Origin of the sequence: Variovorax sp. PAMC 28711 (assembly GCF_001577265.1) — a bacterium.
Classification (GTDB): Bacteria; Pseudomonadota; Gammaproteobacteria; order Burkholderiales; family Burkholderiaceae_C; genus Variovorax.
In genome coordinates this window covers 4,106,473-4,124,202 of record NZ_CP014517.1, presented here as the reverse complement: position 1 = coordinate 4,124,202, position 17,730 = coordinate 4,106,473, and the positions used below count along the sequence as shown (strand labels likewise).

The 17,730-nt window shown below is 67.0% G+C and carries 21 protein-coding genes; 9 read left to right on the top strand and 12 right to left on the bottom strand.

The window, feature by feature from the left end:
- Positions 1-14 precede the first annotated feature (14 nt).
- The 7 genes from AX767_RS19915 to AX767_RS19885 form a co-directional block, all read right to left on the bottom strand.
- Entirely contained in the window at positions 15-404 is a 390-nt protein-coding gene (locus AX767_RS19915; protein WP_082755094.1) for a nuclear transport factor 2 family protein, read from the bottom strand.
- The gene (locus tag AX767_RS19910; RefSeq protein WP_068632900.1) at positions 386-1,441 is read right to left on the bottom strand and encodes an ABC transporter ATP-binding protein; all 1,056 of its coding nucleotides are present in this window, start codon (positions 1,439-1,441) and stop codon (positions 386-388) included. Before AX767_RS19910 ends, AX767_RS19915 begins: the two co-directional genes overlap by 19 nt.
- On the bottom strand, positions 1,438-2,433 hold the full coding sequence (locus tag AX767_RS19905) for an ABC transporter ATP-binding protein (protein WP_068632899.1): 996 nt from the start codon (positions 2,431-2,433) through the stop codon (positions 1,438-1,440). The genes AX767_RS19910 and AX767_RS19905 overlap by 4 nt, the downstream gene beginning before the upstream one ends.
- Positions 2,430-3,347, bottom strand: coding sequence for an ABC transporter permease (locus tag AX767_RS19900; RefSeq protein ID WP_237288503.1), 918 nt, complete (start codon positions 3,345-3,347; stop codon positions 2,430-2,432). The genes AX767_RS19905 and AX767_RS19900 overlap by 4 nt, the downstream gene beginning before the upstream one ends.
- Positions 3,344-4,333, bottom strand: coding sequence for an ABC transporter permease (locus AX767_RS19895; protein WP_068633940.1), 990 nt, complete (start codon positions 4,331-4,333; stop codon positions 3,344-3,346). The genes AX767_RS19900 and AX767_RS19895 overlap by 4 nt, the downstream gene beginning before the upstream one ends.
- Before the next feature lie 11 nt (positions 4,334-4,344).
- Positions 4,345-5,922, bottom strand: coding sequence for an ABC transporter substrate-binding protein (locus AX767_RS19890; RefSeq protein ID WP_068632898.1), 1,578 nt, complete (start codon positions 5,920-5,922; stop codon positions 4,345-4,347).
- A 140-nt stretch (positions 5,923-6,062) separates the two neighbouring features.
- Positions 6,063-7,586 (bottom strand): FAD-dependent monooxygenase, encoded by a 1,524-nt coding sequence (locus AX767_RS19885; protein ID WP_068632897.1) that lies wholly within the window; start codon positions 7,584-7,586, stop codon positions 6,063-6,065.
- Positions 7,587-7,642: 56 nt separating this feature from the next.
- On the opposite strand from AX767_RS19885, the gene AX767_RS19880 reads away from it, so the two are divergent.
- Positions 7,643-7,978 (top strand): YnfA family protein, encoded by a 336-nt coding sequence (locus AX767_RS19880; protein ID WP_068633938.1) that lies wholly within the window; start codon positions 7,643-7,645, stop codon positions 7,976-7,978.
- 12 nt (positions 7,979-7,990) lie between these two features.
- Here AX767_RS19880 and AX767_RS19875 read toward each other — a convergent pair whose 3' ends face one another.
- Positions 7,991-9,127 (bottom strand): iron-containing alcohol dehydrogenase, encoded by a 1,137-nt coding sequence (locus AX767_RS19875; protein ID WP_068632896.1) that lies wholly within the window; start codon positions 9,125-9,127, stop codon positions 7,991-7,993.
- A gap of 140 nt (positions 9,128-9,267) precedes the next feature.
- Here AX767_RS19875 and AX767_RS19870 point away from each other — a divergent pair, with 140 nt between their 5' ends.
- Both AX767_RS19870 and AX767_RS19865 read left to right on the top strand, forming a co-directional pair.
- On the top strand, positions 9,268-10,203 hold the full coding sequence (locus tag AX767_RS19870; RefSeq protein ID WP_068632895.1) for an alpha/beta hydrolase: 936 nt from the start codon (positions 9,268-9,270) through the stop codon (positions 10,201-10,203).
- Positions 10,200-11,102, top strand: coding sequence for a YbgC/FadM family acyl-CoA thioesterase (locus tag AX767_RS19865; protein ID WP_068632894.1), 903 nt, complete (start codon positions 10,200-10,202; stop codon positions 11,100-11,102). The genes AX767_RS19870 and AX767_RS19865 overlap by 4 nt, the downstream gene beginning before the upstream one ends.
- On the opposite strand, the gene ygfZ is transcribed toward AX767_RS19865, so the two are convergent.
- Positions 11,078-12,001 (bottom strand): CAF17-like 4Fe-4S cluster assembly/insertion protein YgfZ, encoded by a 924-nt coding sequence (gene ygfZ, locus AX767_RS19860; RefSeq protein ID WP_210392522.1) that lies wholly within the window; start codon positions 11,999-12,001, stop codon positions 11,078-11,080. The two genes, AX767_RS19865 and ygfZ, sit on opposite strands and share 25 nt — an antisense overlap.
- Positions 12,002-12,063: 62 nt before the next feature.
- Here ygfZ and mltG point away from each other — a divergent pair, with 62 nt between their 5' ends.
- The 6 genes from mltG to AX767_RS19830 are packed head-to-tail and all read left to right on the top strand — an operon-like array spanning position 12,064 to position 16,666.
- Positions 12,064-13,062 carry an endolytic transglycosylase MltG gene (mltG, locus tag AX767_RS19855; RefSeq protein ID WP_068632893.1) on the top strand — a complete coding sequence of 333 codons (999 nt, stop codon included), beginning with the start codon at positions 12,064-12,066 and terminating at the stop codon, positions 13,060-13,062.
- Positions 13,059-13,703 carry a dTMP kinase gene (gene tmk / locus AX767_RS19850; protein ID WP_082755092.1) on the top strand — a complete coding sequence of 215 codons (645 nt, stop codon included), beginning with the start codon at positions 13,059-13,061 and terminating at the stop codon, positions 13,701-13,703. Before mltG ends, tmk begins: the two co-directional genes overlap by 4 nt.
- Positions 13,700-14,713: a DNA polymerase III subunit delta' gene (locus AX767_RS19845; RefSeq protein ID WP_068632891.1), complete on the top strand. Its 1,014-nt coding sequence runs from the start codon at positions 13,700-13,702 to the stop codon at positions 14,711-14,713. The genes tmk and AX767_RS19845 overlap by 4 nt, the downstream gene beginning before the upstream one ends.
- A complete protein-coding gene (locus AX767_RS19840) occupies positions 14,710-15,096 on the top strand; it encodes a PilZ domain-containing protein (RefSeq protein ID WP_068632890.1) in 387 nt (128 codons plus the stop codon). Before AX767_RS19845 ends, AX767_RS19840 begins: the two co-directional genes overlap by 4 nt.
- Before the next feature lie 35 nt (positions 15,097-15,131).
- On the top strand, positions 15,132-15,938 hold the full coding sequence (locus AX767_RS19835) for a TatD family hydrolase (RefSeq protein WP_068632889.1): 807 nt from the start codon (positions 15,132-15,134) through the stop codon (positions 15,936-15,938).
- On the top strand, positions 15,935-16,666 hold the full coding sequence (locus AX767_RS19830; protein WP_082755091.1) for an ankyrin repeat domain-containing protein: 732 nt from the start codon (positions 15,935-15,937) through the stop codon (positions 16,664-16,666). The genes AX767_RS19835 and AX767_RS19830 overlap by 4 nt, the downstream gene beginning before the upstream one ends.
- Before the next feature lie 10 nt (positions 16,667-16,676).
- Here the strand turns inward: AX767_RS19830 and AX767_RS19825 are convergent, their stop codons facing one another.
- The 3 genes from AX767_RS19825 to AX767_RS19820 form a co-directional block, all read right to left on the bottom strand.
- Positions 16,677-16,895, bottom strand: coding sequence for a hypothetical protein (locus tag AX767_RS19825; RefSeq protein WP_068632888.1), 219 nt, complete (start codon positions 16,893-16,895; stop codon positions 16,677-16,679).
- Positions 16,896-17,276: 381 nt separating this feature from the next.
- Complete coding sequence (locus AX767_RS21460; protein WP_156481093.1) at positions 17,277-17,456, bottom strand: hypothetical protein; 180 nt, start codon at positions 17,454-17,456, stop codon at positions 17,277-17,279.
- A gap of 21 nt (positions 17,457-17,477) precedes the next feature.
- On the bottom strand, positions 17,478-17,690 hold the full coding sequence (locus AX767_RS19820) for a YegP family protein (RefSeq protein WP_068632887.1): 213 nt from the start codon (positions 17,688-17,690) through the stop codon (positions 17,478-17,480).
- Positions 17,691-17,730 lie beyond the last annotated feature (40 nt).

Sequence of the window (17,730 nt, the reverse complement as noted above, 5' to 3'; positions counted from 1 at the left end):
GCCGTGTTCGCTTCCTAAGGTTGTTTCCGGACGATTTTCCAGTACGAGTCCTTGCGGACGACCCGTGCATCGGCATCGAAAAAGTAGAAGTCGCATCCGTTGGCAGCGATGCGTTCGCCCTCGGGCGTGGTGCCCGAGATGGTCCAGCGCGAGATGCCTTGCTGGCCGACCACGCAATGCGTGGCGTCGTCGTAGCGCACATCGGGCAAGCCCTCGAAGCGCGACGCCACGCCGGCGCGCACGGCGGCCTTGCCTTCGAAACGGCTTCCGCAGATCTCGGGCCCTTGCGGCAGTTCCATGACGCAATCGTCCGCAAAGAAAGTCAGCACGGCGTCGACGTCGTGCCCGTTGAAAGCATCGGCCAGGCCTTCCAGCTTGTTCAGGATCAGTTCTTCGGTCGGCAAGGCAAAGGCTCCGGGGCGTTAAAAAAGAGATGCTGCGGGCCGATGCCATCGGCGTCGACCCGATGGCATGCCACCAGGCGATCGCCCGGCATGCTGCGCAGCTGCGGCTCGGACGCGAGGCATTGCGTCTCGGCAAACTGGCAGCGCGCTGCGAAGCGACAGCCTGTGGGCAGTTCGGTCGGGCTCGGCGGATCGCCGCGCAAGGTCACGCGTGCGCGGCCACCGGCCTGTTGTGCGTTGCCTGGAATCGCCGAGACGAGTGCCCAGGTGTAGGGGTGCAGCGGCGCTTCGAAGATCGCGTCGGCGCGCGTCTGCTCGACGATGCGCCCGAGGTACATGACGGCGATGTCGTCGCACAGGTAACGCACCACGTGCAGGTCGTGCGAAATGAAAAGATAGGTGAGCGCCAGTTCGTCCTCCAAGCGCGCGAGCAGGTTGAGGATTTGCGCCTGGATCGCCACATCGAGTGCGGACACCGGCTCGTCGCACACCACCAGTTTCGGGTTCGATGCGAGCGCACGCGCGATGCTGATGCGCTGGCGCTGGCCACCGGAAAACTGGTGCGGGAAGAGCGCGTGCTGGTCGGCGCGCAGGCCGACCGCGTCGAGCATGGCGGCGACGCGCTCCTTGCGCTCGCCCGCGGCGCCGACGTCCATCAGGTCGAGCGGCTCGCGCACCAGTTGGTCGACGCGCAGACGCGGGTTCAGCGACGAAAACGGGTCCTGGAAAATCATCTGGTAGCCGCGCCGGTGCAGCCGCTGCGCCGCCGGCGCCAGGCCGTCGCGCGCGGTGCCTTCGAAGTGCACCGTGCCACGCGTCTTGCCGACCAGGCCCATCACGGCCTGGGCCGTGGTCGTCTTGCCCGAGCCGCTTTCGCCGACGATGCCGAAAGTGCGGCCGCGTCGCACCTTGAAGCTCACTCCGTCGACGGCGCGCACCGTGGCGACCGGCCCGAAGGGGCGCGAACGCGGCAGCGGGAAGTGCACCGCGAGGTCGGTGACCTCGAGCAGCGTGTCGTCAGTGGCCGTCGTCGTCACAGCGTTCCTTCGTGTTGTCGCCAGCAGGCGGTGGTGTGGTCGGGTTGCAGGCGGTGCATCGGCGGCACGCCGCGCGCGCAATCCGGTTCGGCTTGCGGGCAGCGCGGCGCGAACGCGCAGCCGGGCGGCAGCGCCGCGGTGGAGGGCACCACGCCGGGAATCTCCGGCAGCGGAATCCGCCGACCGGCCGGTGCCGCGTGCTGGCGCGGCATGCACGACACCAGCGCCCGCGTGTAGGGATGCGCGCGTGGCGAGAGCACGTCGCGCAACGGACCGTCTTCGACCTTGCGCCCGGCATACATCACGTTGACGCGATCGGCCACGTCGGCCACCACGCCCATGTCGTGCGTGATCAGGATCATGGCGGTGCCGAGGCGCTGCTGCAGGTCTTTCAGCAGGTCGAGCACCTGGGCCTGCACCGTCACGTCGAGTGCGGTGGTCGGCTCGTCGGCAATCAGCAGTTGCGGCTCCGCGGCCAGGGCGATCGCGATCATGGCGCGTTGCCGCATGCCGCCCGACAGCTGGTGCGGATAGGCGTCGAGGCGCCGCGCCGGGTCGGCAATGCCGACGGAATGCAGCAGCGCCTCGGCGCGCTCGCGTTCCTCGGCGCGCGTCACGATGCTGTGCTGCCGCAGCGATTCGGTGATTTGCAGGCCGATCGTGAGCAGCGGGTTGAGCGCGCTCATCGGCTCCTGGAAAATCATCGCCATGCGACGCCCGCGCAGCGAACGCATGCGCTGGCCGTCAAGCCCGGCGATCTCCTCGCCTGCAAAACGGATGCTGCGCGCCGTGATGCGGGCGCCCGCGGGCGCCAGGCCGAGCAGGGCAAGGCCCGTCATGCTCTTGCCGCTACCGGACTCGCCGACCAGGCACAGCGTTTCACCGGCGCGCACTTCGAGGTTGATGTCGTAGAGGATCTGCTTGGCGCCGGCGGGCGTGTCGAGCACCAGGTTCAGGCCTTGCACCGACAACAGGGGTTCGTTCGCGTTCATCGTTGGCGCAGTCGGGGGTTGAGCACTTCGTTCAGGCCGTCGCCGACGAGGCTGATGGCGAGCACCGCGGTGAAGATGGCCATGCCGGGCAGGGTGGTCGCCCACCAGGCGTCGAGCATGTAGGGGCGATTGCCGCCGATCATCAAACCCCAGCTCATCACGTTCTGGTTGGAGAGGCCGAGAAAGCTCAGCCCGCTCTCGAACAAGATCGCGGCACCGATGGTCAGCGTGGCCGAGATCACCAGCGGCGGCAGCGCGGCCGGCAGGATCACGCGCCAGATCAGGTAGCCGTCGCTGGCGCCCATAGTGCGGGCCGCGGCCACGTAGTCGAGGTGGCGAATGCGCATGAACTCGCCGCGCGTGAGGCGGGCCGCGCTGGTCCAGCTCGCAGCGCCGATGGCCACCGCCTGCACCAGCAGGGTCGGCTTCAGCAACACGATCAGCACCATCGCCAGCAGCACTGGCGGCATCACCTGAAAGAACTCAGTGAGGCGCATCAGCATGCGGTCGACCCGGTTGCCGTAGTAGCCCGCCAGCGCGCCAACCACCACGCCGAGCAGCATGGCGATGAGCGTCGCAAACACGCCGACCAGCAGCGTGGCGCGCGCACCGTGGATCAGCCCGGCGAGCAGGTCGCGGCCGAGGTAGTCGGTGCCGAGCAACGGCGCGCCCTCTTCGCCAGGCGCGAGCAGCGGCGCTGCGACGGTTTCGAAGGGTTCGACTTGGTACACCGAAGGGCCGAAGACCGCGGCGCCCACGATGAACACGCACAGCACGAGCCCGACCAGTGCGGGAATGTTGCGGCAGAAAATGCGCAGGGCTTCGCGTGCACGCCGGCTCCGCGCAGCGGGCTGCGATGTGGACGTAGATGACGTCAAGGAAGGCGCGACGGTCGCGAGGGAGTCGGCGATCACGACGTCTTTCCTTTCATGCCGCTGCCCATGCGCGGGTCGATGAGCCGGTAGAGCACGTCGATCACCATGTTCGTCAGCACCACGATCACGGCCGAGAACAGCAGGATGCCGAGCAGCACCGGCGTGTCGCGCTGGAGGATCGCGTCGAACGCCAGCGTGCCGAGACCGGGCCAGTTGAAGACGGCTTCCACCAGCACCGCGCCGGCGAAAAGCTGCCCGACCTGCAGGCCGAGCACCGTCAGCACAGGGAGGATGGCGTTGCGCAAGCCGTGACGGAAAATCACCAGCCGCTCCGGCAGGCCCTTGGAGCGGGCCGTGCGGATGTAATCGGCGTTGAGTACCTCGAGCATGGTCGCCCGCGAGAGCCGGCTGTATTGCGCGAGGTAGAAAAAGGCGAGCGACACCGTGGGCAGCACCAGGTGGTGCAGCACGTCGAGCGCGCCCGACAGTGCGCTGGTCGGCGGGCGCGTCACGTCGCGCATGCCATTCACCGGGAACACCGGCCAGTGCGACGCGAAGATCTGCACCAGCACGATGCCGGTCCAGAACACCGGCGCCGCGAAGCCCACCACCGACAGCACCGTGATGCCCGCGTTAGTGAGCCCGCGCGGCCGGCAGGCGGCGGCCACTCCGAGGCTGGTGCCGAGCAACACCGCGATGGTGATTGCCGAGCCGACGAGCAGCAGCGTGGCCGGCACGCGCTCCATCACCAGCTGCGCGACCGGCGCATTGAAGAAGTACGACTGACCCAGGTCGCCATGCGCAACGCGCCAAAGGTAAGTCGTCATCTGTTGCAGCAACGGCTGGTCAAAGCCGTAGAGGCGCCGCACTTCCTGCAGCGTCGTCGCGTCGGCCGACTCGCCGGCGATGACCAGCGCCGGATCGCCCGGCGCCAGATGCATCAGCAGGAAGCTGAACAGCAGCACTGCGACGATCAAGCTCAGCGCGTTTGCCAGCCGGCCGGCAATGAAGGAGATGGCGCTCATGCCGTGGGCAATCAGTTGGCGGCGTTCGCCGTCCACCGCACGTCGTTAAACGGCGCTGCAGTGCCCCAGAACCCGGCGGGCAGGTCGACCAGACCCTTCCGCATAACGGTCTGGTACTTGAGCACCGTCAACGGCAGAATCGGCAGCTCGTCCATCGCGATCTTCTGGAACTGCGCATAGATGCGTTCTCGCTTCAGCGGATCGATTTCCACTGAGCCCGCATCGAGCAGGTCGTCCACCACCGGGTTGCGGTAGTTAGCGTTGTTGGCGTAGGGCAGCGGCTGGATGTTGGTGGACGAGTACTGCGGCGCCACGCCGAAGGCCGGGTCGCCGAAGTTAAAGAGCGACACCATCGTCATGTCGAAGTCGCCGCTGCCGGTGGCCTTCAGCCAGCTCACGAAATCGGTGGCGCGCACATCGACGTCGATGCCGACCTTGCGCAGCTGCGCGCGGATGTATTCGGCACCGTTTTTGTGATAGTCGACGTTGCCCGGCGGGTAGTGCATCGTCAGCTTGAGCCGCATGCCGTCGGCGCCCGGCTTCAGGCCCGCTTCATCGAGCAGCGCGGCGGCTTTCTTCAGATCGGTCGGGTAGCTCTCGACCTTGTCTGTGTAGAACGGCGTGGTCGGCGCCAGCGGGCTCAGGGCCACGGTGGTCACGCCGCCGAGCAGCGCCTTTGCGATGAAAGGCCGGTCGATCGCATAGGCGATGGCCTTGCGCACCCGCACGTCGTCGAGCGGCTTGTGGCGCAGGTTGAACATCAGGTTGTTCAGCGGGCCGATGCCGCCGTAGCCTTCGGACGTCATCGTGAAGCGCTTGTCCGCCGACAGCCGCTTGATGAGGCGCCAGTCGTACATGTACGGGATCATGTCGATCTCGCCACGCTCGAGGCCGAGCACCAGCGTCTGCAGGTCGGAGCCCGCCTTGAAGACGATGCGCTGCAGCTTCGGCTGGCCCAGAAAGAACTTGTCGAAGCGTTCCAGCGCGACGTATTGGCCGGCCTTGAATTCGGCCAGCTTATACGGGCCCGAACCCACCGCGCCCGTTGTGTTGGCGGGGTTCATGCGGATGTTGCCCTGCCCGTAGACGTGCTCCGGCAGGATCGGCAGGAACGGGCTCGACATCGCCAGCACGATGGAAGGCGCCGGGCGGTCCAGCTGCACCACCACGGTGAAGGCGTCGGGCGTGCGCACCTCGGTGATCGAATTGAACTTCGAGGTCTTGCCCGAGAGGCCCTTGACCGTCATCAGCGAGAACTTCACGTCTTTCGACGTCAGCGGCTTGCCGTCGTGAAAGAGCGCGTTGTCGACCAGCTTCAGCGTGAGGGTGCGCTGGTCGGCTGACCAGCTCCATGACTTCGCCAGGTATGGCTGCGGCTTGCCCTGCGCGTCGAAGCGCAGCAGGCTCGCGAACACCTGCGAGCCGGTCACCGTGCTGGTGTAGTCGGGGTTCAGCGCCTGGTTGAGCGACAGGGTCGGGCGGTACATGCCGACGACCAGCGTGTTCGGGTCGGCGGCCGAAGCAGCCGATGCCGCCACGGCGGCAAGCACCAGGAGTGCACGTCGTGCAACGAATGAAATCAATTTCATAAATGCTCCAAAAAAGGGCATACAAGATGCCAACGCCTTTATTTACGCAAGAGGCGTACCCGCGAAAATCGGCGACGATGCAGAAGATGAAAACAATGCCAATCTCTCATGTACTGGCATTGGTGTCTATCGCCGATGCGTCAGGAGCGTCGATTTCCCCGCGCCCAGCGGTCGAGCGCTTCCACCAGGCTGCCCGCGTCTTCGGGCCGCGTGCTCATCGCCACGTAGCCGTCGGGCCGCACAAGATAGACATGATCCGCCTCGTAGCCGTCTGCACTGCTTGCATGCGCTGCGAGCGCGATGTTCTTCAACGCCTCCGGAACTGCAACCGCGTCGGCCCCGACGGAGAACAGCGCGAACCGGCCGGTGGCGAGGATGTCGTGCAGGCGCGCCACGCCGGGCGCATCGCACGCGAGCGCGACATCGGGTGCGCGGTCGCCGCCGGCCGGGTGGCGCGAGGCACCGCGTGGCGCCGAGGTCAGCGGGCTGTCGGGGTAGTGCAGGTCGAGCTCGGTCAGCTGGTCGACCAGCCGTTGCCTGAGCGCCGGCACCTGGCCCAGCGTGCCGGCCGCGAGATCGCGCAGGCCCTGGAGCACCGGGTTGCGAATCATGGCGACGGCCGTCATATTGCCGGCGTTGCGCAGCACCTGGTCGCCGATCGCGCTGCGCTCCACCGAATAGCTGTCGAGCAGCGTCGGCGCCATGCGGCCGTGCCACACCATCGCCAGCTTCCACGCGAGGTTGATCGCGTCCTGCATGCCGGTGTTCATGCCCTGGCCGCCCGCCGGGCTGTGGATGTGGGCCGCGTCGCCGGCGAGGAACACGTGGCCGTGGCGGTAGTCCTTCACCTTGCGCTCGTTGATGGTGAAGTGCGCGAGCCACACCGCAACGTGCGCGCGCAGGCCCGGCGGGCCGCGGCTGTCGAGCAGCGCCTGCACGTCGGGCAGCGTGACCGTGTCGAGCACGATGTCGCCGATCACGCGAAAGCGGTTGCCGCGGATCGGAAAAACAGCGAGCACGCCGTCGGGCGTCCAGCAGATCGTGATCTCGTCCCGCGGCACGTCGCCGTCGAGCTGCACGTCGGCCAGCAGCCAGCCCGACGGCAGCGTGTGGCCTGCAAAGGGCACGCCGAGCTGGTGCCGCACGGTGCTGTGCGCGCCGTCGCAGCCGGCCAGCCAGGCGGCCTCCGCCGTGTCGGTGCGCCCGTCGTCGTGTCGCAGCACCGCGGAAATGCCCTCGCCATCGTCCACGAACGACACGAACTCGACTCGCCGCTCCACCGTCACACCGAGCCGTGCGAGCTGCGCTTCGAGCAGGCGCTCGGTGTCGCTCTGCGGAATCATCAGCGCGTAGCGATAGGGCGTGCGCGCCGTGGCGAGGCTGGCATGCACCAGCACCTTGCCATCGGCCAGGATGCGGGCGCCCACGGCCGGTACACCGGCATCGAGAAAGGGTTGCACGCAGCGCTGCACATCGAGCATTTCGAGCGTGCGCGGCCACAGCACCAGTGCCTTCGACTTGTCGGTGCGCTCCGCGGCCTTCTCGACGATGCGCACGGCAACGCCCTGGCGCGCGAGCGCCATCGCGAGCGTCAGGCCGACGGGTCCCGCGCCGGCGATGAGCACGGGCTTGCGGCGGAAAGCAGCTTCCGACAGGGTGGTCATGCGAGGTCCTTCGGGTACGGATGATGGGGCGCACTGCGCTCGAACACAATCCGCCCATGGACGTATTCAAGACCCTGGCCCTCTTCATCCTCACGGCGCTCGCCGAAATCGTGGGCTGCTACCTGCCGTACCTCTGGCTCAAACAGGACCGATCGGCCTGGCTGTTGTTGCCGGCGGGCCTCAGCCTCGCGCTCTTTGCGTGGTTGCTCACCTTGCACCCCGCGGCGGCGGGCCGGGTGTACGCGGCCTACGGCGGGGTCTATGTGGCGGTGGCCATCGTCTGGCTCTGGTCGGTCGACGGCATCCGGCCGACGCTCACCGACGCGGTGGGCGCTGGCGTCACCTTGCTCGGCATGGCGATCATCCTGTTCGGGCCGCGGCCGGCGGGCTGATCGGCGCCGCTTTCACATCGCCGATTCGAGCATCTCGCGGTAGTCGTCGCGCGTTGCGAGGCGCGGATTGGTCTTGTGGCAATGGTCGGCCATGGCACCGTCGATCACCTTCTCGAACAGGTCGCGCGTGACGCCGACTTCGGCCAGCCCCTTGGGCAAGCCGAGTCGCGCGCTCATGTCGCGGATCGCATCGCCGAGATCGCCCGCGCCGTCGAGGTGCATGGCCTGCGCCATGCGTTGAAGACGCCGGTCTTTCTGGACCGATTCGGCACCCGCGTTGAAGCGGATCACGGCGGGCAGGAAGAGGGCGTTCAGGGTGCCGTGGTGCAGGCGCGGATCGACGCCGCCCAGGCTGTGGCTCAGGCTGTGCACGCAGCCGAGGCCCTTCTGAAACGCCATCGCGCCCTGCATCGATGCACTCATGAGGTTGAGCCGCGCCTCGCGGTCCTGGCCGTTTTTGGTCGCGCGTTCGATGTGCAACCAGGCGCGCTCGAGCCCGTCGAGTGCGATGCCGTCCGCAGGCGGATTGAAGGCGGCCGACATGAAGGTTTCCATGCAGTGCGCGATCGCGTCCATGCCGGTCGCGGCGGTCAATTTCGGCGGCAGGCCGAGCGTGAGTTCAGGGTCGCAGATCGCGGCCTTGGGCATCAGGAACCAGCTGTGGAAACCGAGCTTGCGGTGGTCGTCGACGATGACGATCGCGCCGCGCGCCACTTCGCTGCCGGTGCCGCTGGTGGTGGGCACGGCGATGAGCGGAACGACCGCGTCGGTGATCTTCGGCGATCCGCCTTCGATGGTCGCGTAGGTCTTGAGCGGGCCCTCGTGCGTGGCCGCGATGGCGACGCCCTTGGCGCAGTCGATCGCGGAGCCACCGCCGACGGCGATGAGGCCGTCGCAGCGGTTCGCGCGGTAGACCTCGACGGCCGCCCGCACCGACGCCTCGGTCGGATTGGACGGGGTCTGGTCGAACACGGCGACGTCCAGATCGCCGAGCGCATCGAGCGCCTTCTGAAGCACGCCCGCAGCGCGCACGCCGGCGTCGGTGACGATCAACGGGCGATGGATGCCGATGCGCGCGCACTCGGCGGACAGCAGCTTGATGGCGCCGAATTCGAACTGGATCTGGGTGAGGTACTGGATGAGGGCCATGGAGCAGTGCGCGCGTGTGGGCGGTAGGATTCGAATCGCCCAATCTAACAAGAGGAGACTGTCTTGCCCATGAAAAAAACCCTCATCGCTGTCGCCCTTGGCACAGCCCTGGCGCAGGTGCGCGTCCCGGCCGCCGCTGCATGCCGCCGCTGACCGCGAAGATGGCTGGCGTGGTCGAGCGCATGGGACGCGCCGGCCATCCACCGCTCAACGCGGTGACGCCGGCAGAGGCCAAGGCCGCTTACGAAAAGGGGGCCGGCGTGCTCGAGGTGGCGACGCCTGCCATCGCTCGCCTGGAGGATTTCGCCATCGACGCGCGCGACGGCCATGCCATCCCGGCGCGGCTCTACGCGCCGTCGGCCGCCGAATTGCCCGTGTTGGTCTATTTCCACGGCGGCGGTTTCACCGTGGGCAGCATCCGGACCCACGACACGCTGTGCCGCTCGCTGAGTTTGAAGAGCGGCTGCGCAGTGGTCTCGGTCGACTACCGGCTCGCCCCAGAGAACAAATTTCCCACCGCGTCCGATGATGCGTGGGACGCGGTGCAGTTCGTCGCGAAGCAGGGCGCATCGCTCGGCCTGGATGGGGCGCGGCTGGCGCTCGGCGGCGACAGCGCGGGCGGCACGCTGGCCGCGAGCAGCGCGATCATGGCGCGCGATGCGGACATCGCCATCGCCTTGCAACTGCTGTTCTATCCCGGCATGGCAGCGCATCAGGACACCGCGTCGCATCGCATCTTCGCCGACGGCCCGTTGCTGACCGAAGCGCTGATCAGTTACTTTTTCGACGGCTACGTTCGCACACCCGCCGACCGCGACGACTGGCGCTTCGCGCCTTTGCTGGCCGACGATGTGGAGGGCATCGCTCCCGCGTGGATCGGCCTGGCCGAGTGCGATCCGCTGGTCGACGAAGGCATCGCCTGGGCCGACAAGCTGCGCGCATCCGGCGTGGCGGTCGACCTTGAAATCTACCGTGGCGTGATCCACGAATTCGTCAAAATGGGTCGGGCCATTCCCGAAGCCCTGACGGCCCAGGCGCACGCCGCCGCCGCACTCACCGAGGCCCTGAAACCATGAGCGACACCCCCCCTGAAAAACGAAACGACTTCCGGTTTTTTCATCGCCTGCGCGTGCGCTGGGCCGAAGTCGACATGCAGAAGATCGTCTTCAACGCCCACTACCTGATGTACTTCGACACCGCCATCGCCGATTACTGGCGTGCGTTGGCGCTGCCGTACGAAGAAGCGATGCTCGCGCTCGGAGGCGACCTCTATGTGCGCAAGGCGACGGTGGAATTCAATGCATCGGCGCGCGTAGACGACGTGCTGGACGTCGGCATGAAATGCGTGCGCGTCGGCAACTCGTCCATCGTGTTCCACGGCGGTTTGTTCCGCGGCGACGGGCTGCTCGTGACCTGCGAACTGGTCTACGTTTTCGCCGATCCGGCCACGCAGACGCCGCGGCCCGTGCCGCAGGCGCTGCGCGACATGTTCACCGACTACGAAGTGGGCCAGACGCTGTGCGAGGTGCGCACCGGCGACTGGGCGACGCTCGGCGATTCCGCCGGTGCCTTGCGGCGCGCCGTGTTCATCGAGGAGCAGCGCATCCCGAAAGAGCTGGAGTGGGACGAGCACGACGCGGTGTCGTTGCACGCGGTGGCGCGCAACCGGCTGGGCCAGGTCATCGGCACCGGGCGGCTGCTGCCCGCGGAAGACGGTGTCGCGCACATCGGTCGCATGGCCGTTCATCGCCTGCTGCGGGGCAGCGGCCATGGCGCCGCCGTGCTGCATGCGCTCGAAGATGCTGCACGGGCGCGCGGCGACCGGCTCGTGGCGTTGAACGCGCAGCGCATCGCGGAGTCGTTCTACCGCCGCCTCGGCTACACCGTGGTCGGCGAGCCCTTCGAGGAAGCCGGCATTCCGCACATCGAGATGCAGCGGTCGCTCGTCGGTCAGATGTCTTCGAGCAACGGGTAGGGCAAGGGCTCGACGCTGAGCATCGCGTCACCTGCGTGAAGACCGCCGGCGTCCAGTGCGGCGATCTGCATCGAGACGAGCGCCGACCATTGGCCGTCGGGCGCTGCAGCCGACTGCGCCACAGTGCCGACCGGCTCGTCCGACCCCGCGCCGGATACCTCTTGCCCGACGGTGACGGGCGCGCTCGCTTTCATCAGGAACGCACGCCGCTTGAGCGTGCCGCGGAACTGGCTGCGCGCCACGATTTCCTGGCCGGGATAGCAACCTTTCTTGAAGCTCACGCCGCCGACCGATTCGTAGTTGAGCATCTGCGGCACGAAGGCTTCGATCACCGGCGTGGTCAAGGTGACGATGCCGCTGCGGACGTCGCTCCATCGCCACGTTGCCACATCGAGCGTGTCGCCCGTCGGCGCGGCGCTGCCCGCGGGGGCGATCCAGAGCGCACGCGGAACGCCATCGGCCGGGTAGAGCGACACCACGCTGGCGTCGCCCACGGCCGTGCGCAGGCCCGGAAGCGCCGCTGCGTCGATGCCGTTGTCGGCCAACGCGGTACCGACCACGCCATACAGCGCGAACGCTTCGCTGGCGTCGGTGAGCTTGACCTTGGCGCGCATCACGTACATCGACAGGCGTTTGAGCGTCGCGGCGAGGATGTCCTGGCTGCACACCAGCAGGATCTGTTCGGTTTCGGGGCGGATGCCGATGAAGCTGGCGATCATCCGGCCCTTGGCGGTGCAAAGCGCCGCGAGCCGCGCTTCGCCGGCGCCGAGCAGGGCGAAATCCTGGGTGAGCTGGCCATGCAGGAAGCTGGCGGCATCGGGGCCGACGGCCTGGATCACGCCGAGGTGGGAAAGGGGGGCAACCCCGTGGAAGGGCAGGGAAGAGATCGCAGCGGTCATCGCTGAATTATCATGGCCGGCCCCGTCCCTTTCGGTCTGCAGGGCCTCCCCGCTTTTCACACGTGCGCCGCTTCTCCCTCACCCTCTTTCTGCTCGCCGCGCTGGTCGTCCTCGGCGGCGGGGCGGCTGCGCTCTGGTGGGTCAACCAGCCACTGAAACTGCCCGCGCCGTCGGTCGACCTGTCGGTCGAGCCCGGCACCACGCCGCGCGGCATCGCGCAGGCTGTGGCCGACACCGGCACCGCCGTGCAGCCCCAGTTGCTCTACTGGTGGTTTCGGTTCTCGGGGCAAGACCGCCAGATCCGTGCCGGCAGCTACGAGCTTGAGCGCGGCCTCACGCCGCGTACGCTGCTGGCGGTGCTGGTGCGCGGCGAAGAGGCGACACGCAGCCTGGTGCTGGTGGAGGGCTGGAACTTCCGGCAAGTGCGCGCGGCCCTCGCCAAGGCGGAGCAGCTCAAGCCCGAGACCGTCGGCATGACCGACGAAGCGCTCATGGCACAGCTCGGCAAGCCGGGCCTGCATCCGGAGGGCCGCTTTTTCCCCGACACCTACACGTACTCCAAGGGCTCGACCGATACAGCGGTGCTGCAGCGGGCGATGCGGGCCATGGACAGGAAGCTCGAGGCGGCCTGGGCGGCGCGCGCGTCCGACCTGCCGCTCAAATCGGCCGACGACGCGCTGATCCTGGCCAGCATCGTCGAGAAGGAAACCGGCAAGGCGAACGACCGCGCGGAAATCGCTTCGGTCTTCGCGAACCGGCTGCGCGTCGGCATGCCGCTGCAGACCGATCCGACCGTGATCTACGGACTCGGCGCGGCCTTCGACGGCAACCTGCGCAAGCGCGACCTGCAGACCGACACGCCCTGGAACACCTACACGCGCCCCGGCCTGCCGCCCACGCCGATCGCGATGCCCGGCAAGGCCGCGCTGCTGGCCGCCGTGCAGCCGGCGCGCAGCCGCTCACTCTATTTCGTGGCCCGTGGCGATGGCACCAGCCAGTTCAGCGAGTCGCTCGATGCGCACAACCGCGCGGTCAACAAATACCAGCGGGGCGGCCAGTGACGGCAGGGCTCTTCCTGACGCTCGAAGGCATCGACGGGGCCGGCAAGTCGAGTCACCTCGACGCGCTCGAAGCACTGTTCCGGGCGCAGGGTCGGGAAGTCACGCGCACGCGCGAGCCGGGCGGCACGCCGCTCGCCGAAACTTTGCGCGGCCTCATCCTCGAACAGCCGATGGACGCGCTGACCGAATCGCTGCTGGTCTTCGCGGCACGCCGCGATCACATCGTGCAGGTGATCGAGCCCGCACTGGCGCGCGGCGACGTGGTGCTGTGCGATCGCTTCACCGACGCGACCTTCGCCTACCAGGGCGGCGGGCGCGGGTTCGACGCCGACGTGCTGTCGACCCTGGAGCGCTGGGTGCAGGGCGGCCGCCCGGCCGACCCCGATGCCTTGCTCCAGCCCGACATCACGATCTGGTTCGACCTCGCGCCCGAAATCGCGGCCGAGCGCCTGGCCGGGGCCCGCGTGCCGGACAAGTTCGAGTCGCAACCGGTCGAATTTTTTCGCAACGTGGCCGCGGGGTATGCGGCCCGTGCCGCCGATGCACCGCGCTTCGTTCGCATCGATGCGAGCCAGGCGCGCGACCAGGTCTGGCACCAGATCGAAGCTGCCTTGCGCCAGCGCGGCGCGGTGACGCAATGAGCGCGCCGCCGCTGTCGCCCTGGCTGCACGCGCCGCTGGCCGACCTGCTGCGCCAGCGCGGTCACGCGTGGCTGCTGCAGGGACCGTCGGGCCTGGGCCAGTACGAACTCGCGTTGGCACTGGCGTCTGCATGGCTGTGCGAGGAGCCGACCGCCGGCCACACGGCGTGTGGCCATTGCGCCAGCTGCCATGCGATCGCCGTGCGCACGCATGCCGACCTGTGCGTGCTGATGCCCGAGGTCGCGATGATCGATCTCGGCTGGCCACTCGACGAGAAGTCGCAGGCCGACATCGACGACAAGAAGCGCAAGGCAAGTCGCGAGATCCGCGTCGAGGCGATGCGCGAGGCGGTCGGGTTTGCGCAGCGCACCAGCGCGCGCGGGCGCGGCAAGGTGGTGCTGGTCTATCCGGCCGAGCGCATGAACACGATCACGGCCAACGCCTTGCTGAAAACGCTGGAAGAGCCGGTGGGCGACGTGCGTTTCGTGCTGGCGAGCGAAGCCGCCTGGCAATTGCTCCCGACGATCCGCAGTCGTTGTCTCGGTTTCACGATGCCCTGGCCGGAACCTGCGGTGGCACAAGCCTGGTTGGTGGCACACGGCGTGCCGGACGCGGACGCCGTCGCGTTGCTGCGCGCGGCAGGCGGCCGTCCGACCGATGCGCTGCGTCTGGCACAGAGCGGGCGCTCGCCCAAGGCCTGGGCGTTGCTGCCCAAGGCGATGCAGCGTGGCGACGTCGGGGCGCTGGCCGATCACGCGCCGACGCAGGCGATCGATGCGTTGCAGAAGGTCTGTCACGACCTCATGGCGGTCGGCCAGGGCGCTGCGCCACGCTTTTTCGCCGAGGCCGATCTGCCCGCGGCACCGTCGAATCTGGCGCTTGCGCGCTGGTCGAAATCGCTGGCGAATGCGGCAAAAACCGCAGATCACCCTTTCAACGCCGGCCTGATGCTCGAGGCGCTTGTGAGCGAGGCGCGAACCACCCTAAACTCGGCCGCACACCGCCCATGAATACACCTGTCGTCCCTGGTTCCCCTGCCGCTGCTCCCGTGCCTGCGCGCCCGAGCGTCATCCAGCTGGCCATCAAGGAAAAGGGCGCGCTGTATGCGGCCTACATCCCTCTGTTCGCCGAAGGCGGCATCTTCATCCCGACGTCGCGCGAATACCGGCTCGGCGACGACGTCTATGTGCTGCTGACGCTGCCGGATGACCCGCAGCGCTATCCGGTCGCCGGCAAGGTCGCCTGGATCACGCCGGCGCGTGCCGCCGGGAACCGATCGCCCGGCGTCGGTATCCGATTTCCTGCAGACGAAAAATCGCGCCAGCTCAAGGCGCGCATCGAAGAAGCGCTTGGCGGCACCCTGGCCTCCGACCGTCCGACCCAAACCATCTGAGCGGCCCCGCCTCGCGCGCGGCCTGCACGCGACGCATGTTCACAGACTCCCACTGCCACCTCACGTTTCCCGATTTCGCAGACCGGATGCTCGAAATCCGGGCCGCCATGGTCGAAGCCCGGGTCGATCGGGCGCTCTGCATCTGCACCAAGCTCGAAGAGTTCGACGAGGTGCAGGCGCTGGCCGCCCGGTATGACAACTTCTGGGCCAGCGTCGGCGTGCATCCCGACAATGAAGACATCGCCGAGCCCACTGTCGAAGGATTGGTGTCATTGGCTGCGCGCCCGAAAGTCGTCGCCATCGGTGAAACCGGCCTGGACTATTTCCAGATGGAAGAACGCAAGGGCGGTCGCAGCATCGCCGACATGGAATGGCAGCGCGACCGCTTCCGCGTGCACATCCGCGCCGCGCAGCAGACGGGCAAGCCGTTGGTGATCCACACCCGCGAAGCGTCGGCGGACACATTGGCCATCCTCAAGGAGGAGGGCGAAGACGGCAGGGCAGGCGCGGCGGGCGGCGTCTTTCACTGCTTCACCGAAACGGCCGAGGTGGCGCGCGCGGCGCTCGATCTTGGCTTCTACATTTCTTTTTCAGGCATCCTGACCTTCAAGAAAGCGCAGGATCTGCGGGACGTGGCGGCCTTTGTTCCACTCGATCGCATGTTGATCGAAACCGACAGTCCGTACCTGGCGCCGGTGCCTTACCGCGGCAAGACGAACAATCCCTCCTACGTTCCGTTCGTTGCGAAACAGATCGCCGAGCTCCGACAGATCCCTATCGAGGCCATCGCCAAGGTGACGAGCGACAATTTCGAGACCCTTTTTGCAGGGGTTCAATCATGACAAATTACTTCAAAAAATCGCTCTATCTTCTTGTCGTAGCGACCGTTATTTCAGCCAATGCAACGCCCACCGACGATTTTTTTCGGGCTGTTCGGAGCGACAACGCCAGCGGCGTGCGGGACCTCATCAATCGCGGGTTCGATCCCAACGTGAAGGATTCGAACGGTCAAACCGGTCTGCTGCTTGCGATGCGCGAGCCCTCGCCGCGGGTGATCCAGGTGCTCATCGAATCGCCCAAGACCAATGTCGAGGGGCGCAATCCGAAGGACGAAAGCCCGCTGATGATGGCCGCGCTCAAGGGCCAGAAAGACCTGGTCACCCAGCTGCTCAAGCGCGATGCCGATATCAACAAGCCCGGATGGGCGCCGCTGCACTACGCGGCCACAGGCGGGCATACCGACATCATCAAGCAGCTGCTCGATGGCAACGCCTTCATCGACGCCCAGTCGCCCAACGGCACGACGCCTCTCATGATGGCGGCGATGTACGGCTCTGCTGCCAGTGTCAAGTTGCTGCTGGAGGAGGGCGCTGATGTGACGATGAAGAACGAGCAGGGGATGACGGCGCTGGATTTCGCCCAGCGCGGCAACCGGCCGGATGCGATCCAGATGCTGTCGACGGTGTCGCGCGTCGCGCCGGCGGCACGCCCGGCCAGTCCGGGCACTGCTTTCCCGACGGCGCCGCCTTCGGCGAACCCGCAGCCGGTGCCGCGCGACGGCAAATGGTGATGTCAGGCGCCTAACCGGCGCGCAACCGGAAGGTCCGCAGCATGCGGCGACCCAGTGAGGTGATTTCCAGCACGGAGGCGGCGCGCGGGCGGCTGCCATCGATGTCACGGATCAGCGGCGAAATTTCTGCTTTGACGTGACCCGCCATGACCAGAACCTGGACCGCGTCGATATCTTCCGGGCGATCGACAACGTGCGGAAGGCGCGCCGTCGCGAGTTGGTGAAGCAATTCAATAGACATCCTTGATAGACGCTGCGCACGTCCAATTAGATGCATCAGATTTCCGGAGGATCGTGACCTAGTACCGCATCCGCAAAGGCTTCAGGACCAGAAGCGCCAGAAGGATCGACGTGGCGCCGGACGCATGGGCTCAAGCAATCCGCATACCGTCGTTTGGCCGGAGAACCGTTTGCGCACTTCCGCTTCGTGCGCGTTGGCGTGGGTCCTCGCGCCGGCAGCGCCCTGCAAAGCGTGGCGACGCCATTTGTGTGCCCGTGAGAGCAGTTCGGTATCGGTCAGTTCGTCTGGAGCAGTCATGCGCCAATTGTCAGCAGCAAGCGTAAAAAGGCCGCGTGACTTCAAGCACGCCCAGACACATTTGTTTACTATCTACCAGCCGAGGATCGATTTGATCGCCCAAAGGAAGCCGAACATCAGCACGAGCAGCAGTCCGATCATCGGCCAGACAGACTTCTGGCGCTTGGGGCGCTGCGCATCGAGCGTTTGATAGGAGGTGGTCCGGTCTTCGCGTTCCGGCTTTCCGTGCCACATGTCTGGTTTGGTACTCATGTAACCCATTATAGTTACACATCACAATCCCCCGTGTTTCTTTTCGGCTTCGAGGTTCCCCAGCGGGTCGAAGATCAGGCATCGGGGGGCGCGTTCGCGGACGGCCCGAACATCGCTGATGGCGCCTTCGCGAGTGCTGAAACCCAGAGAGCATCGCGCAACCGGCGGGCCAGCGATCTGTCGCAACTCCCAGTACCAGCGCCCGTTTATGTCCTGAAGAACCACGAATTTCATGAGTCGGCCTCGAAGGAGCTGTCGTCCCGACCTGGACGCC